The 14,996-nt window shown below is 73.4% G+C and carries 15 protein-coding genes; 9 read left to right on the forward strand and 6 right to left on the reverse strand.

Annotated features, from left to right (window positions below):
• The 6 genes from IE245_RS13195 to IE245_RS13220 all read left to right on the forward strand — a co-directional run.
• Nucleotides 1-1,274, forward strand: a 1,274-nt coding sequence (locus IE245_RS13195) for a polarized growth protein Scy-related protein (RefSeq protein WP_506005176.1), incomplete at its 5' end; no start/stop codon positions are given.
• A 114-nt stretch (nucleotides 1,275-1,388) separates the two neighbouring features.
• On the forward strand, nucleotides 1,389-2,324 hold the full coding sequence (locus tag IE245_RS13200) for a coiled-coil domain-containing protein (RefSeq protein WP_169086726.1): 936 nt from the start codon (nucleotides 1,389-1,391) through the stop codon (nucleotides 2,322-2,324).
• A gap of 124 nt (nucleotides 2,325-2,448) precedes the next feature.
• Nucleotides 2,449-3,462, forward strand: coding sequence for an ABC transporter ATP-binding protein (locus IE245_RS13205; protein ID WP_189947016.1), 1,014 nt, complete (start codon nucleotides 2,449-2,451; stop codon nucleotides 3,460-3,462).
• A 2-nt stretch (nucleotides 3,463-3,464) separates the two neighbouring features.
• Nucleotides 3,465-4,244: an ABC transporter permease gene (locus IE245_RS13210; protein ID WP_189947017.1), complete on the forward strand. Its 780-nt coding sequence runs from the start codon at nucleotides 3,465-3,467 to the stop codon at nucleotides 4,242-4,244.
• 191 nt (nucleotides 4,245-4,435) lie between these two features.
• Nucleotides 4,436-5,593, forward strand: coding sequence for an ABC transporter ATP-binding protein (locus tag IE245_RS13215; RefSeq protein ID WP_189947018.1), 1,158 nt, complete (start codon nucleotides 4,436-4,438; stop codon nucleotides 5,591-5,593).
• Complete coding sequence (locus IE245_RS13220; protein WP_189947019.1) at nucleotides 5,590-6,426, forward strand: ABC-2 transporter permease; 837 nt, start codon at nucleotides 5,590-5,592, stop codon at nucleotides 6,424-6,426. The genes IE245_RS13215 and IE245_RS13220 overlap by 4 nt, the downstream gene beginning before the upstream one ends.
• Nucleotides 6,427-6,441: 15 nt before the next feature.
• On the opposite strand, the gene IE245_RS13225 is transcribed toward IE245_RS13220, so the two are convergent.
• The gene (locus IE245_RS13225) at nucleotides 6,442-6,765 is read right to left on the reverse strand and encodes an Rv1322 family protein (RefSeq protein WP_189947020.1); all 324 of its coding nucleotides are present in this window, start codon (nucleotides 6,763-6,765) and stop codon (nucleotides 6,442-6,444) included.
• 197 nt (nucleotides 6,766-6,962) lie between these two features.
• On the opposite strand from IE245_RS13225, the gene IE245_RS13230 reads away from it, so the two are divergent.
• Nucleotides 6,963-7,997: an LLM class flavin-dependent oxidoreductase gene (locus tag IE245_RS13230; protein ID WP_189947021.1), complete on the forward strand. Its 1,035-nt coding sequence runs from the start codon at nucleotides 6,963-6,965 to the stop codon at nucleotides 7,995-7,997.
• Nucleotides 7,998-8,126: 129 nt separating this feature from the next.
• On the opposite strand, the gene IE245_RS13235 is transcribed toward IE245_RS13230, so the two are convergent.
• On the reverse strand, nucleotides 8,127-8,519 hold the full coding sequence (locus IE245_RS13235; protein WP_189947022.1) for an SCO5389 family protein: 393 nt from the start codon (nucleotides 8,517-8,519) through the stop codon (nucleotides 8,127-8,129).
• Nucleotides 8,520-8,746: 227 nt separating this feature from the next.
• Here IE245_RS13235 and nucS point away from each other — a divergent pair, with 227 nt between their 5' ends.
• On the forward strand, nucleotides 8,747-9,418 hold the full coding sequence (gene nucS / locus IE245_RS13240; protein WP_189947023.1) for an endonuclease NucS: 672 nt from the start codon (nucleotides 8,747-8,749) through the stop codon (nucleotides 9,416-9,418).
• A 67-nt stretch (nucleotides 9,419-9,485) separates the two neighbouring features.
• On the opposite strand, the gene IE245_RS13245 is transcribed toward nucS, so the two are convergent.
• The 3 genes from IE245_RS13245 to IE245_RS13255 form a co-directional block, all read right to left on the reverse strand.
• A complete protein-coding gene (locus tag IE245_RS13245; RefSeq protein WP_189947024.1) occupies nucleotides 9,486-12,125 on the reverse strand; it encodes an ATP-binding protein in 2,640 nt (879 codons plus the stop codon).
• Nucleotides 12,126-12,350: 225 nt separating this feature from the next.
• Entirely contained in the window at nucleotides 12,351-12,674 is a 324-nt protein-coding gene (locus IE245_RS13250) for an STAS domain-containing protein (RefSeq protein WP_169086744.1), read from the reverse strand.
• Nucleotides 12,675-12,801: 127 nt separating this feature from the next.
• Nucleotides 12,802-13,650, reverse strand: a complete 849-nt coding sequence (locus tag IE245_RS13255; RefSeq protein WP_189947025.1) for a 3-hydroxyacyl-CoA dehydrogenase family protein — start codon at nucleotides 13,648-13,650, stop codon at nucleotides 12,802-12,804.
• 161 nt (nucleotides 13,651-13,811) lie between these two features.
• Here IE245_RS13255 and IE245_RS13260 point away from each other — a divergent pair, with 161 nt between their 5' ends.
• Complete coding sequence (locus tag IE245_RS13260) at nucleotides 13,812-14,384, forward strand: cob(I)yrinic acid a,c-diamide adenosyltransferase (RefSeq protein WP_189947026.1); 573 nt, start codon at nucleotides 13,812-13,814, stop codon at nucleotides 14,382-14,384.
• Here the strand turns inward: IE245_RS13260 and IE245_RS13265 are convergent.
• Nucleotides 14,304-14,960, reverse strand: coding sequence for a hypothetical protein (locus tag IE245_RS13265; RefSeq protein ID WP_189947027.1), 657 nt, complete (start codon nucleotides 14,958-14,960; stop codon nucleotides 14,304-14,306). The two genes, IE245_RS13260 and IE245_RS13265, sit on opposite strands and share 81 nt — an antisense overlap.
• Between the last annotated feature and the right edge of the window lie 36 nt (nucleotides 14,961-14,996).

The raw sequence follows: 14,996 nt of genomic DNA on the forward strand, positions 1-14,996 counted from the left end.
CGCGGATCGCGGCGGAGTCGGCCGAGCTGCGGGAGACCACGGAGCGGGACGCGGCACGGCTGCGGAGCGAGGCCGAGCAGGTCAAGACGGACGGCGAGGCGCACGCCCAGGCGCTGCGGACGGCGGCCCTGGCCGACGCCGAGCAGATCCTGGACGAGGCCCGGCAGGCCGCCGACAAGCGCCGCCAGGACGCCGCCGAGCAGGCCGACGCGCTGGTCGGCGAGGCGACGACGGAGGCGGGCCGGATCACGGAGGAGGCCGGCGAGCTGGCCGACTCGGTGACCGCCGACGCCCGGGCCGAGGCCGAGCGGACGATCGCGGACGCGGCCGGCGAGGCCGAGCGGCTGCGGACCGAGGGCGCCGAGGCGCTGGAGGCGGCCCGTCAGGACGCCGAGCGGATCCGCACGGAGTCGGCGCGGGTCAAGGAGGACGCCGAGGCGGCCGCCGAGCAGATGCGCTCGGAGGCCCGCGCGGAGGCCGACCGGACCCTGGACGAGGCCCGCGAGGCCGGCGCGAAGAAGCGCGCCGACGCGGCCGAGCAGGCCGACCAGCTCATCGCCAAGGCCCAGGAGGAGGCGCTGCGCGCCACCGCCGAGGCCGAGGCCCAGGCCGACACCATGGTCGGCGCCGCCCGCAAGGAGGCCGACCGGATCGTCGCCGAGGCGACCGTGGAGGGCAACGCCCTGGTGGAGAAGGCGCGGACCGACGCCGACGAACTCCTCGTCGGGGCTCGGAAGGACGCCACCGCCATAAGGGAGCGGGCCGAGGAGCTGCGGGGCCGGATCGAGGGGGAGATCGAGGAGCTGCACGAGCGGGCCCGGCGCGAGTCCGCCGAGCAGATGAAGACGGCCGGCGAGCGGGTCGACAAGCTGGTGAAGGCCGCGGAGGAGCAGCGGGCCGAGGCGGAGGAGAAGGCCAAGGAGCTGGTCTCGGAGGCGAGTTCGGAGGCGAGCAAGGTCCGCATCGCGGCCGTCCGGAAGGCGGACGCGCTGCTGAAGGAGGCCGAGCAGAAGAAGAGTTCGCTGATCGCGGAGGCCGAGCGGATCAAGGCGGAGGCGGAGGCCGAGGCGGACCGGCTGGTCCAGGAGGGCCGGCGCGAGCTGGAGGTCCTGACCCGGCGTCGTACCGACATCAATGCCGAGATCTCCCGTGTCCAGGACGTTCTCGAGGCGTTGGAGTCTTTCGAGACTCCGTCGGCGGGGACGAAGGACGGTCTCAAGGCGGGCGCTTCCTCGGGTTCCACTCGATCGGGTGGCAAGTCCCAGGACGGCTAGCCACTCAAAAGGCTGGACATTCTCCAGATCAAACGGGCATACGCTCGATGACACGCCGCTTCGGCCCCTAGGATTCCCTCTAACACCTCACCGGTCTCATTCGACAGGAACCCCATGAGCGACACATCCTCCCCCTTCGGCTTCGAGCTCGTGCGGCGTGGTTACGACCGCGGTCAGGTGGACGACCGCATTACCAAGCTGGTCGCCGACCGTGACAGTGCTCTGGCCCGGATCACCTCCCTGGAGAAGCGCATCGAGGAGCTCCACCTCGAAACGCAGAACGCCCAGGCGCAGGTGAGCGACGCGGAGCCGTCGTACGCCGGTCTCGGCGCGCGTGTCGAGAAGATCCTCCGTCTCGCCGAGGAGGAGGCGAAGGACCTGCGCGAGGAGGCCCGTCGCGCCGCCGAGCAGCACCGCGAGCTGGCCGAGTCGGCCGCCCAGCAGGTGCGCAACGACGCGGAGTCCTTCGCCGCCGAGCGCAAGGCGAAGGCCGAGGACGAGGGCGTCCGGATCGTCGAGAAGGCGCAGGGCGAGGCGAACTCGCTGCGGGCCGAGGCCCAGAAGGACGCGCAGTCGAAGCGCGAGGAGGCGGACGCCCTCTTCGAGGAGACCCGCGCCAAGGCCGCCCAGGCCGCCGCGGACTTCGAGACCAACCTGGCGAAGCGCCGCGAGCAGTCCGAGCGCGACCTGGCCTCCCGTCAGGCCAAGGCCGAGAAGCGCCTGGCCGAGATCGAGCACCGTGCCGAGCAGCTCCGCCTGGAGGCCGAGAAGCTCCGCACGGACGCCGAGCGCCGGGCCCGTCAGACGGTGGAGACCGCGCAGCGCCAGGCCGAGGACATCGTGGCCGACGCGAACGCCAAGGCCGACCGGATCCGTTCGGAATCGGAGCGCGAGCTGGCGGCGCTGACCAACCGCCGCGACTCCATCAACGCGCAGCTGACCAACGTCCGCGAGATGCTGGCGACGCTGACCGGTGCCGCGGTGGCCGCCGCCGGCTCCCCGCTGGACGAGGACCGCTCCGCGGGCGTCCCGGCCCAGCAGACCCGCTAGGACCGGCCCCCTCGGCACGGCCCCGCACGACCCGGCACGGCCCGCGGGCCCGTCCGGAAGACCCCGTGGAAACCCCCCGTCACTCCGGTGGCGGGGGGTTTCGCGCGCCCTTAGCTTGGTACGCATGATCGAGCTTGAGGGGCTGACGAAGCGGTACGGGACGAAGACGGCGGTCGATCATCTCTCCTTCCAGGTCCGGCCGGGCATGATCACCGGCTTCCTGGGGCCCAACGGGGCGGGGAAGTCGACGACGATGCGGATGATGCTCGATCTGGACAACCCGACGAGCGGGACGGTGCGGATCGACGGCCGGCACTACCGGGAGCTGGACGAGCCGCTGAAGTACATCGGGGCGCTGCTCGACGCCAAGGCCATGCACGGCGGCCGCTCGGCCTACAACAACCTGCTGTGCCTGGCGCAGTCGAACCGGATCCCGGAGCGGCGGGTGGGCGAGGTCCTCGACCTGGTGGGTCTGACGGCGGTGGCGCGGAAGAGGTCGAAGGGCTTCTCGCTCGGCATGGGCCAACGGCTCGGGATCGCTTCGGCGCTGCTCGGCGATCCCGAGATCCTGATGTTCGACGAACCCGTCAATGGTCTGGACCCCGAGGGAATTCACTGGATCCGCAATCTGATGAAGTCCCTGGCGGCCGAAGGAAGAACGATCTTCGTCTCCAGTCATCTGATGAGCGAAATGGCGCTGACGGCGGATCATCTGATCGTGATCGGACAGGGAAAGCTGCTGGCCGACACGTCGATGGCGGATTTCATCCTGCAGAATTCGCGGAGTTTCGTGCGGCTGCGCTCTCCGCAGCAGGAACGGCTGCGGGACGTGCTCCACGGCGCGGGTTTCACGGTGGTGGAGGCCGGAAACGGCACCCTGGAGATCGACGGGGCGTCGACGGAGAAGCTGGGCGAGCTGGCGGCCGCGCACCAGCTGACGCTGCACGAGCTGAGCCCCCAGCGCGCCTCCCTGGAGGAGGCGTTCATGCAGATGACGGCGGGCGCGGTGGAGTACCACGCGCACGGCACCGACGTACACGGCGGCGAGCCGGCCGCGTCCGGCCCCGCGTGGGGCGCGAACTCCGGCTGGGACCCCGCACCGGGCCCGGAGGCCGGCCAGAGCGGTGAGGGGGTCTGAGGATGGCGGCGGTACCTGCGGTCCTCCAGTCCGAATGGACCAAGATCCGGACGGTCTCGTCGACGATCTGGACGCTGGCGTCCGCGCTGATCGTCACGGTGGCGATGAGCGCGGCGCTCTCCGCGGTCCTCAACTCCACCTTCGACGAGCTCTCCGAGCTGGAGCGGGCGACCTTCGACCCGACCTTCGTCAGTTTCTCCGGGATGGTCCTCGGCCAGCTGGCGATGGTGGTCTTCGGGGTGCTGGTGGTGGGGACCGAGTACTCCTCGGGCATGATCCGCACCTCGCTGGCGGCCGTCCCCCAGCGGGCCACCTTCCTCTTCTCCAAGATCGTGGTGGCCGGGGTGCTGGCCCTGGCGGTCGGCCTGGTGACGAGCTTCCTGTCGTTCTTCCTCGGGCAGGCGCTGCTCGGCGAGCACCGGACGACGATCGGCGCGGACAACGTGCTGCGGGCGGTGGTCGGCGGCGGGCTCTACATGGGGCTGATCGCGGTCTTCTCGATGGGCGTGGCGGCGATGCTCCGCTCCTCGATGCTGTCGCTCGGCATCCTGGTGCCGTTCTTCTTCCTGATCTCCCAGATCCTGTCGGCGGTGCCGAAGGCGAAGGAGGTCGCGAAGTACTTCCCCGACCAGGCGGGCTCCAAGATCATGCAGGTGGTGCCGGACGCCCTGGGCTCGGAGAAGGCGCCGTACGGGCCGTGGGGCGGGCTCGGGATCATGCTGGTCTGGGTGGCGGCCTCGCTGCTCGGCGGTTACCTGGTGCTGAAGCGGCGGGACGCCTGACGGCGGACGCGCGCCCCCGGGGCGCCCCTCGGGACGTCCCGGATTTCTCCCGGAGGTTTCGCTTCGGTCTCGTATCACGAGCGCGGGAACCGTCAACGGCTGGATAAGCTCCTGACTCGTACGGGGGCGTCACGGCCGCGCGCCGGCCTGCCCCCGATCGCACACCACCGAGCCGTCGATGGGGCTGGAGAATGATCGAGGCAGTCGGCCTGACCAAGCGCTACGGCGCGAAGACGGCCGTGTACAACCTTTCCTTCCAGGTGAGGCCGGGCGTCGTCACCGGCTTCCTGGGTCCGAACGGCTCCGGCAAGTCGACCACCATGCGCATGATCCTCGGCCTGGACACCCCCACGTCCGGGCACGTGACGATCGGCGGCCACCCCTTCCGGCGGCTGCCGAACGCGCCCCGCCAGGTCGGCGCCCTGCTCGACGCCAAGGCCGTGCACGGCGGCCGCAGCGCCCGCAACCACCTCCTGTCCCTGGCCCAGCTGGCCGGCATCCCGGCCCGCCGGGTGGACGAGGTGCTCGGCGTGGTGGGTCTCCAGGACGTGGCGAAGCGGCGCTCCAAGGGCTTCTCGCTCGGTATGGGGCAGCGGCTCGGCATCGCGGCGGCGCTGCTCGGCGATCCGCAGGTGCTGCTCTTCGACGAGCCGGTCAACGGCCTCGACCCGGAGGGCATCCTCTGGGTGCGGAACCTGATGAAGAAGCTGGCCTCCGAGGGCCGCACGGTCTTCGTCTCCAGCCACCTGATGAGCGAGATGGCGCTCACGGCGGACCATCTCATCGTGATCGGCCGGGGGCAGCTGCTCTCCGACATGCCGGTGAAGCAGTTCATCTCGGCGAACTCGGCGGACTTCGCCCGGGTCCGCACCCCGGAGGGCGAGCCCGCGCTGCGGGACAAGCTGTCGGGCGTGCTCGTCGAGGCCGGCGGCCGGGTGCTGTCCGAGCCGGACGGGGCGCTGCGGGTCACCGGCCTGCCGCTGCCGAGGATCAGCGACCTGGCGCACGGGGCGGACGTACGGCTCTGGGAGCTGTCCCCGCACCAGGCCTCGCTGGAGGAGGCGTACATGCGCCTCACGCAGGGCGCGGTGGACTACCGCTCGACCGACGACAAGCTGGCCCACCTCCAGGCCCCGCCGCAGCCGGGGCAGCCGGGGTACGGGATGCCGCCGGGCCCGTCGGCCCCGGCGGACGCGCCGCAGCAGGGCTGGTACGCCCCGCCGCCGCCCGGACAGAACCCGTACGCCGCCCCGCAGCCCCCGGCGGCCCCCGCGGCCCCGGCACCGGCCGCGGCGCCGCGGCCGAGCCTCCAGAAGAAGCCGAGCGACACCACCGAGGACGCCCGATGACCGCCCCCACGCCGACCCCGACGCCCGCCCCGCCGTACGGCTACGTCTCCCCCATCCCGGTCCGCCGGGCGCACCTCGGGGACGCGCTCGCCTCGGAGTGGACGAAGATCCGCTCGGTGCGGTCGACGGTGTGGACGCTGGGCACGATGGTCCTGCTGATGCTGGTGATCGGCCTGGGCGTGGGCGCGGTCGCCGCCTCCGAGGGCGGGGGCATGAGCGAGGACTCCGCGCTGCCGCTGGGCTTCTTCGGGATGCTGCCGGCTTCGATCTGCGTGATCACGCTGGGCGTGCTGACGATCTCCTCCGAGTACGGCACAGGCATGATCCGGACGACGCTGACGGCGTGCCCGAGCCGGTCCCGGGTGCTCACGGCGAAGGCGATCGTCTTCTTCCTGCTGGTCTTCACGGTGACCCTGGTGGTGGCCTTCGGGGTGGCGACGGCGCAGGTGGCGATGGTGGACGCGGCGGAGCCGACGGGCGCCGAGTGGGCGCGGGCCACGGTCGGCGCGGCCGGCTTCATGGCGCTGCTCGGCCTGCTGTCGATGGCGGTCGGGGCCCTGGTGCGGCACTCGGCCGGCGCGATCACGGTGATGATCGGCGTGCTGCTGCTGCCGCTGGTGGCGGCGCTCTTCATGTTCTCGCCCGCCCTGAAGGGGCTCCAGGAGGCGCTCTTCACCTACTCGGTGCCCTCGCAGCTGATCTCGCTGTACAGCGCGCGGCCGCCGTTCGGTGACAGCGGCCCGGCGGGCTGGGAGACGCTGCTGATCCTGGCCGGGGCCACCGCCGTGGGGCTGGGCGGCGCGTTCGCGCTGCTGAACAAGCGGGACGTCTGAGCGGGCGGTCCGTCCTCAGTACTTCGGCGCGTTGCGGGACCGCTGCACCCGGGTGGTGCGGCGGTCCTTCGCGCTCCAGCAGGCCTTGTGCCAGTGGCGGCGGTCGTCGACGCCGCCGTACTCGGGCCAGGCGACGACGTGCGGGGCGCCGCCCGGGATCTCCTGGTCGCAGCCGGGGCAGCGGTAGCGCTTGCCCGGGGAGCTGGCGCCGGCGACCAGGCGGACGTACCACTCCTCGCCCTGCCAGGTCTCGGTGCGCTGCGAGCCGCCGTACCGGTCGTCGCGGTCGTCCTGCGCCGCTCCGGCGCCTCGGCGGGAGCGGTTGTGACGCGGGGACACAGCACACCTCACTGGGTCGGGAACACGGACCGTTCCCTCCAGCCTACGGGCCGCGACGCGGTGCCCGGGTGCCCGGTCCCGGCCTCCGGGCCGAAAATCGCAAGAACTTCATGCGAGGCCGTTGCCTTTGGCACGTGTCAGACGTTGTTGCCGGTACGGGGTCCAGTGACGCGTCGGCCGTGAGGAGGCAGAAGACGATGCGGGTGGGAACGTTCGTTCTGGCGGCTCAGTTTCCGGGTCAGGGCCAGGGAGAGGCGCTGCACCGGGCGGTGCGGACCGCCGAGGTGGCCGAGGAGGCGGGCCTGGACGCGGTCTGGCTGGCCGAGCACCACTTCGTGCCGTACGGCGTCTGCCCCTCGGCGGTGACGCTGGCGGCGCTGCTCCTGGGCCGCACCCGGCGGCTGCGGGTGGGGACGGCGGTGAGCGTGCTGCCGAGCGTCCACCCGGTCGCCCTCGGCGAGCAGGCGGCGCTGCTGCACATCGCCTCCGGCGGCAGGTTCACCCTCGGGGTCGGGCGCGGCGGGCCGTGGGTGGACCTGGAGGTGTTCGGGGCGGGCCTGGAGGCGTACGAGCGCGGCTTCCCCGAAGCCCTCGACCTGCTCCTGCGCTGGCTGACCGAGCCCCGGGTGGGCGCCTCGGGCGAGCGGTTCTCCTTCCGCGAGGTGGCGGTGGTGCCCCGGGCCGACGAGCTGATCGGCGGCGAGGCCGCGCCGGAGGTGATCGTGGCCTGCACCTCGCCGAAGAGCGTGCGGCTGGCCGCCGAGCGCGGGCTGCCGATGCTCCTCGGCATGCACTGCGGCGACGAGGAGAAGGCGGAGGCGACCGCGGCCTGGGCGCGCTGGGCGCGGGAGGCGGGGCGGGACCCCGACGAGGTCGCGCGGATCGGAGCCGGCCACGTCTCCGCGGGCGTGGCGCAGCTCGCGGACCGGACCGGGGACGCGGTGGAGACCCTGGTGAAGGCGATGCCGGGCTGGCTGAAGCAGGGTCTGGACGCGCATGTGACGGTGGACGGCCGGCACCGGGCGATGCGGGACCCGGTGGCGTACACCGAGCTGCTCTGCTCGCTGCATCCGGTCGGCACCCCGTCGCTCGCGGCGGACCGGCTCGCGGCGACCGCCGAGCGCACCGGCATCACCCGCTTCGCGCTGCTCGCCGAGGGTTCGGGCGACCTCGCGGCGACCGAGGAGAACCTGCGGCGCCTCGGTGCCGAGGTCCTCCCCCGGCTGGCCTGAGCGCCGGAACCCGCCGCCGCCCCGGCGTCCCCGCGAGACGGTGCGTGTCGGCACGCACCGATCGCGGATCGCGCGACGCGGAGCGGCGGCGTTCGAGTCCCGGCGGTTCCCGGTGACGACGGTCGGGCCTCAGCAGTCGCGGAGCTCGGGCGACTGGTTGAGCAGCTGGGCCCGTACGGAGGTGAAGCGGGCGAGCCGCTCGTCCACCGCCGGGTCCTGCGGGAAGACCGCCACCCGGTGGCAGTTCTGGAAGGCCAGACGCACTCCGAAGTGCCGCTGGAGCGCGCCGCGGATCGCGTCGCTCGCCAGCGCGCGCAGCAGCTGACCACGTGCCTGCTCGTTCGGCGGCGGCGTCTGGTTGTCGGCGAACTCTCCGCCTTCCACCTCCAGCTGGGCCACCAGAGAACTGATCATCTCCCACGCGAAGGGCAGGGAGGTCCGGACGCAGTCGACGAAGGCGGCTTCGTCGACCTCGCCTCGCTCGGCCTGTTCCAACAGTGCCGGTGAGACGTCGAGCGACATGGGTTCTCCTCTCGCGACCCCGCGGACGGGGTCTGTGCGGGCAGGGCCGAAGGCCGACGTACGCCACGCAGCGTGCACGGACGACGACCTCCAGCGTCCACGGTAAGCGCGTGGTGCTGCCCGCACCAGGAGAATGGGCACACAACAGGCCGATAACCGACGGGTGTTCGGCTCATGCCGATGCCCGAATCGCGTAGAAGGGCGCTCCTCTTGTAGCGTTGCCGACCATGCGTCTCGTCATTGCCCGTTGCTCCGTGGACTACGCGGGCCGGCTCACGGCCCACCTGCCCTCCGCCCCCCGTCTGATCCTGATCAAGGCCGACGGCAGCGTCTCGATCCACGCGGACGACCGGGCGTACAAACCGCTCAACTGGATGTCCCCGCCGTGCACGCTCAAGGAGGGCGCCGACGGCGACGCGGGCGTCTGGACCGTGATCAACAAAGCGGGCGAGAAACTGATCATCACGATGGAGGAGATCCTCCACGACTCGTCCCACGAACTGGGCGTCGACCCGGGTCTGATCAAGGACGGCGTCGAGGCGCACCTCCAGGAGCTGCTCGCCGACCGCATCGAGACGCTGGGCGACGGGTGGACGCTGATCCGCCGCGAGTACCCGACGGCGATCGGCCCCGTCGACATCCTCTGCCGGGACGCGGACGGCGCGACGGTCGCGGTCGAGATCAAGCGGCGCGGCGAGATCGACGGCGTCGAGCAGCTGACCCGCTATCTGGAACTGCTCAACCGCGACCCGCACCTCGCCCCGGTGAAGGGCGTCTTCGCGGCGCAGGAGATCAAGCCGCAGGCGCGGGTCCTGGCCACGGACCGCGGGATCGGCTGCGTGGTCCTCGACTACGACGCCCTGCGCGGCATCGAGGACGACAAGCTGCGGCTGTTCTAGACGGTACGGCCGAGGGGACGGCCCCGGGCGCGACGAGCGCCCGGGGCCGTCCCCTTTCCGCGTGCCCTCAGCCCTCGGCGGGCGGCTCGGAGGCGCTGCTGGAGCCGGCGGCCTCGCTGGTGGTCGTGCCGGTCGGATCGGGGGCCGTCGTGGTCGGCGGCGGGGTGGTCGGCGGCGCCGTCGTGTACGGCGGCGTCGAGGTCGGCGGCGGCTCGGACGTGGTCGTCGAGGTCACCGGCGGCTGCGTCGTGGTCCGGGTCGGCCCGGGACGCGTGCTCGTCGGTCTCGATGTCGTCGTCGGCGCACCGGTCGTCGCCGGGGCGCTCGTCGTCGACGGGTCCGGTGTGCCGGAGGAGGAGGTCGACGGGGAGCCGGTCGCCGAGGGGTCCGTGGCGGTCGACGAGGGGGTCGCGCCGGAGGTGGTGGGACCGGGCGAGCCGGAGGCGGTCGGCGTGCCGGTCGCGGCCGGGTCGGCGCCGGGCTCGTCGTCGGCGGGGGCGCCGTCGTCGGTGTCCGGCAGCTCGTCGCCGTCCGGGTCGGCGGTGCTGTCCGTGCTGACGGTGCCGGAGGTCGGGGCGTCGTCGTTGCCGGAGGTGGCGCCGAGGGTGACGACCGTGCCGAGGACGGCGACGAGGAGCGCCCCGGCGCCGACGGCGGCGAGGTTGCGCCGGGTGCCGTCGAGGATGACCGCCTTGAGGCCCTTGCGGGCCGGCTCGGCCGGGGCGGCGGGGCGGGCGGGGACCGCGGGGCCCCTGTCGGCGAAGTCCGCGTGGTCGGGGAAGGCCGGGAGGGCGGGCGGGGTGACGCCCGCGGTCGTCGCGACCGGCGGCAGCACCTCGGTCGCCGGCTCGGCGGGCGTCCGCGGGACCGGGGCCGTGGTCCGCACGGCGGCGGGCAGGCCGCGGGCCGGCGAGTCGGCACGGGCCGGCAGGGCGGCCGTCGCGGGCTCCCGCTCGCGGCCGAGGTCGGCGACGAGGGCGAGGGCCCGGCGGCCGGCGACGGTGCCGCGTTTGTCGGCGAGGGCGCCGCGCAGCCCGATGGAGGCCTCCAGCTCGGCGCGGGCGCGGGCGAGGCTGCCGCCGCAGATCGCCAGGATGCCGAGCTCGTGGTGGAAGTACGCCTCCTCGGCGACGTCCCCGGCGAGCCGGGCTGCCTCCTGGCCGGCGCGCAGGGCCCGCTCCCAGGCGCCCCAGTGGAGGCCCGCGGCGAAGGCGGGGGCGGCGGCGCGGGCGAGGGCGACGGCGGTGGCGCGCCGTTCGGCGGCCTCCTCGCCGGCGCCGTCCCCGAGGAGGCCGCCGAGCGCGGCGAGCAGGGCGTCGGACTCGGCGGCGGCCCGCTCGGGGCCCACGGAGGGGTGGCCGGCCCACCAGGCGTAGTGCTGGGCGGCGGTGTGGAGGCGGTCGGCGGCGTCGTGGCCGTAGCCGTGGGCGAGGAGCTGGGTGAGGACGCCGCCGGCGAGCCGGTGCCGGCCGCCGACGGGGCTGAGGAGCCCGCAGGCGCGCAGCTCGCCGAGGGCGGCGTCGGCGTGGGTGTCGCCGACGAGCGCGGGGAGGTGGGCGTGGTGCGGGAGTTCGCCGCCGAGGGCGACGGCGAAGCGGAGGGTGGTCTGGGCGGAGCGGCTGAGCCGGGAGGCGAGCAGCGCGGCGGGGGCGGCGCCCTCGCCGAGGCTGGGCAGCGGCACCTCGTGGAGCTCGACGTCCGGGTTCTCGTACGGGTCGGGGGCGGGCGCGGGGCCCGGCCCCGGGGCCGTACCGGACGGGCCGAAGGCCTCCTCCAGGGCGCCGAAGGCGTCGAACTCGGCAGGGGTGACGCGCAGCCGGTCGCGCTGTCGGAGCAGGGCGCCGGCCTGGACGAAGCGGAGCGGCAGCCCCTCGGACTCGAACCAGAGGTCGCCGGCCCAGTTGGCCTCCTCCTCGGTGAGGCGGCGGCCGACGGCGGCCTCCAGGAGGGCGAGGGAGGCGGCACGGCCGAGGCCCGGCAGGGCTACCTCCTCGATCCGCGCCTCGGCCGAGGGGGCGGGGACGTGGGGGGCGGCGGCGAGGAGGAAGGCGCACTCGGGGGCGGCGGCGAGGAGTTCGTCGAGGGCGGCGCCGCCGAACTCCAGGTCGTCGACGACGACGACGGCGCCGACGGTGGCGAGGTCGTCGCGCAGGCCGTCGCGGTCGGGCCGGTGGCCGGGGGCGTGGAGGACGGCGGCGCGCAGCTCGTGGAGGAGTTCCCCGCCGGTGCGGTGACGGCCGGAGAGGCGGACGACGCCGTCGGGGGCGAGGCCGGCGCAGTCGGCGGCGACGACGTCGAGGAGGGCGGTGCGGCCGGCGCCGTCGGGGCCGGTGAGGAGGGCGGAGCGGCCGCGGGTCAGGATCTCGGTGAGCCGGGCGCGCTGCTCCTCGCGTTCGAGGAGGGGGAGTTCGGGGGCGGCGGGGCCGGGCGGCACGGGCGCGGCGGCGGCGCGGGCGGCCTCGGCACGCTCCTCGGGGGTGCGGCGGCGGGCCCGCGGGGGCGTCTCGCCGGGCGGGCAGGGCTCGATCTCGCTGCCGTCGACGGGGTTGACGGTGAGGAGCAGCCCTCCGGAGACGATCCGGGTGACGCGGGCGCGGGCGGGCGCCGCGGCGGTGCGGTCGGGCAGGGCGGCGGGCGGGGCGGGGCGGGCGTCCTCGGCCGCGGTGTCGTGACCGGACTCGTCCGGCCCCCGGTGTATCGGGTCCATGGTCAAAGCCCCCAAGAGCGGTGGTGCGGAGCCCGCCGGGTGGGTCCGTCGTCGGGTGCGGGCGACCGAACCCTAGACGGTCGCCGGGCGCCCGGGAACAGCCGGGGTGCCGTGGAGACCAAGACGTCACGGTCTTGTGAGGATTGAGCGTGACGCCTGTTTCGCACAGCGGCTTCACAGACGGCGGGGCGGCGGTCGTCCGCCGGCCGCCCGCGCGCCGTCCGCTCAGACCCGGGGCAGGGACTCCACGACGAGGCCGCCCTCGATGGCGAGGATGCGGTGGAGGCGGGTGGCGACGAGGAGCCGCTGCATCTGCGGCGGCACCCCGCGCAGGACGAGCCGGCGGCCGCAGCGGCCGGCCCGTCGGTGGGCGCCCATGATCACGCCGAGGCCGGTGGCGTCCCACGAGTCGAGTCCGGTCAGGTCGAGCACGAGGTCGCCGACTCCGTCGTCGACGGCCGTGTGCAGGACCGTACGGGCGTCCGCCGCGCTCCGGACGTCGAGGCGCCCCCCGACGACCAGCTCGGCATGGTCGCCCCTGATGTGCATAGTCGCTCCCCGGGAATGCTCCGTCTTCGCAAACAACTGACTGCCGCCTCGGCAGATACGTTGCGCCTTGTCGTCGAACCGATACCTGAATTCACTCCATGGAGTGAGGCCGTGTGGCGGGTACGGCTCAGTAGCTGTAGAAGCCCTGCCCGCTCTTGCGGCCGATGTCACCCGCGTCCACCATCCGGCGCATCAGCTCCGGCGGCGCGAACTTCTCGTCCTGGGACTCCGTGTAGATGTTGCTCGTGGCGTTCACCAGGATGTCGACGCCGGTCAGGTCCGCGGTGGCGAGCGGGCCCATCGCGTGGCCGAAGCCCAGCTTGCAGGCGATGTCGATGTCCTCGGCGGTCGCGACGCCCGACTCGTACAGCTTGGCGGCCTCGACGACGAGGGCGGAGATCAGGCGGGTGGTGACGAAGCCGGCGACGTCGCGGTTGACGACGATGCAGGTCTTGCCGACCGACTCGGCGAAGGAGCGGGCGGCGGCGAGGGTCCCGTCGCTGGTCTTGTAGCCGCGGACGAGCTCGACGAGCTGCATCATCGGGACCGGCGAGAAGAAGTGGACGCCGACGACGGCCTCGGGGCGCTCCGTCACCGCGGCGATCTTGGTGATCGGGATGGCGGAGGTGTTGGAGGCGAGGACCGCGCCGTCCTTGGCGATCTTGTCGAGGGAGCGGAAGATCTCGTGCTTGACCTCGATCTTCTCGAAGACGGCCTCGACGACGACGTCGGCGTCGGCGACCGCGTCGAGCTCCGTGGTGGCGGTGATGCGGCCGAGGGCGGCCTCCGCGTCGGCGGCGTCCAGCCTGCCCTTCGCGACGAACTTCTCGTACGAGGCCTTGATGCCGTCGGTGCCGCGGGTCAGCGCGGCGTCGGTGACGTCCCGCAGGACCACGTCCCAGCCTGCCTGCGCGGAGACCTGCGCGATGCCGGATCCCATGAGTCCGGCCCCGATGACGGCGAGCTTCCCAGCCACGTATTCCACCCCTCTGCACCTGTTCACTTCTGGCTCTCTCCGGCGGAGATTAGCGGGCCGGAAGCGCCGTGTGACCGTGAAGTAATGCGCGTCACGCTCTCTTTGACGGACGTCACACTCGCGACAGGCCCGGGGGGCGGGGGCGTCACTAGGCTGGGACCATGGTCAATCTGACGCGCATCTACACCCGCACCGGCGACCGGGGCACGACGGCCCTGGGCGACATGAGCCGCACCGCCAAGACCGACCTCAGGATCGCGGCCTACGCGGACGCCAACGAGGCCAACGCCGTCATCGGCACGGCGCTCGCCCTCGGCCACCTGGACGAGGAGGTCGTCACGGTCCTCACCCGCGTCCAGAACGACCTCTTCGACGTCGGCGCCGACCTCGCGACGCCGGTGGTCGAGAACCCCGAATACCCGCCGCTGCGGGTGGAGCAGCACTACGTGGACAAGCTGGAGGCGGACTGCGACCGCTTCCTGGAGGAGCTGGAGAAGCTGCGCTCCTTCATCCTGCCCGGCGGCACGCCCGGCGCGGCGCTGCTGCACCAGGCGTGCACGGTGGTCCGCCGGGCCGAGCGCTCGACGTGGGCGGCCCTGGAGGTCCACGGCGAGACGATGAACCCGCTCACGGCCACGTACCTCAACCGCCTGTCAGACCTGCTCTTCATCCTTGCGCGGGTGGCCAACAAGGAGGTCGGGGACGTGCTCTGGGTCCCGGGCGGGGAGCGCTGAGGCCTTCTCCGCGCCGCCTTCGGAGGCCTTCTCCGCGCCGCCCTCCGGGGCCTTCTTCGGCCAGACGGAGTAGCTGAGGGCGATCAGGCCGTGGATGCCGACGGCGCGCCAGACGCCGGCGATCGAGGCCTCCAGCTTCGCGGTGTCGCCGGCGTCGCCGACGTACCAGACGGCGGCGAGGAGCAGCGCGGAGGCGACGGAGCCGGCGATGAGCGTGCCGAGCCAGATCGCGCCCTCGTGGCGGGCGCGGGCCATGCCGTAGCGGGGCGGCTTCGCGGGCGGCGGGGCGCCGCCGAAGCGGTGCGCGGCGTGGCCGTCGAGCCACTTCACGGTGCGGTGCCCGTGCCCGACGGTGTAGCCGATGTAGATCGCGGCGAGCCCGTGCCGCCAGCTGGGCTCGGCGCCGTTCTTGAGGTCGATCGCGGAGACGACCAGGAGCAGGACCTCCAGGAGCGGCTCGCACAGCAGCAGCCCCGCGCCCAGTCTCGGCATGCGCAGCAGGTAGCGGGCGCCGAGGCCGGCGGCCAGCAGGACCCAGAACCCCACTTCGCAGACCACGATCATCGTGACGATCACCGGTTTCCCCTTTCCTTCCCCCGTCGGGTCCTTCCC

Source organism: Streptomyces roseolus (genome assembly GCF_014649855.1).
Lineage (GTDB): Bacteria > Actinomycetota > Actinomycetes > Streptomycetales > Streptomycetaceae > Streptomyces > Streptomyces roseolus.

Bases quoted from the DNA above. Each gene is read 5' to 3' on its own strand.
- IE245_RS13200 (WP_169086726.1), top strand. From the start codon at position 1,389: ATGAGCGACACATCCTCCCCCTTCGGCTTCGAGCTCGTGCGGCGTGGT.
- IE245_RS13205 (WP_189947016.1), top strand. From the start codon at position 2,449: ATGATCGAGCTTGAGGGGCTGACGAAGCGGTACGGGACGAAGACGGCG.
- IE245_RS13210 (WP_189947017.1), top strand. From the start codon at position 3,465: ATGGCGGCGGTACCTGCGGTCCTCCAGTCCGAATGGACCAAGATCCGG.
- IE245_RS13215 (WP_189947018.1), top strand. From the start codon at position 4,436: ATGATCGAGGCAGTCGGCCTGACCAAGCGCTACGGCGCGAAGACGGCC.
- IE245_RS13220 (WP_189947019.1), top strand. From the start codon at position 5,590: ATGACCGCCCCCACGCCGACCCCGACGCCCGCCCCGCCGTACGGCTAC.
- IE245_RS13230 (WP_189947021.1), top strand. From the start codon at position 6,963: ATGCGGGTGGGAACGTTCGTTCTGGCGGCTCAGTTTCCGGGTCAGGGC.
- IE245_RS13235 (WP_189947022.1), bottom strand. From the start codon at position 8,519: ATGTCGCTCGACGTCTCACCGGCACTGTTGGAACAGGCCGAGCGAGGC.
- nucS (WP_189947023.1), top strand. From the start codon at position 8,747: ATGCGTCTCGTCATTGCCCGTTGCTCCGTGGACTACGCGGGCCGGCTC.
- IE245_RS13245 (WP_189947024.1), bottom strand. From the start codon at position 12,125: ATGGACCCGATACACCGGGGGCCGGACGAGTCCGGTCACGACACCGCG.
- IE245_RS13250 (WP_169086744.1), bottom strand. From the start codon at position 12,674: ATGCACATCAGGGGCGACCATGCCGAGCTGGTCGTCGGGGGGCGCCTC.
- IE245_RS13260 (WP_189947026.1), top strand. From the start codon at position 13,812: ATGGTCAATCTGACGCGCATCTACACCCGCACCGGCGACCGGGGCACG.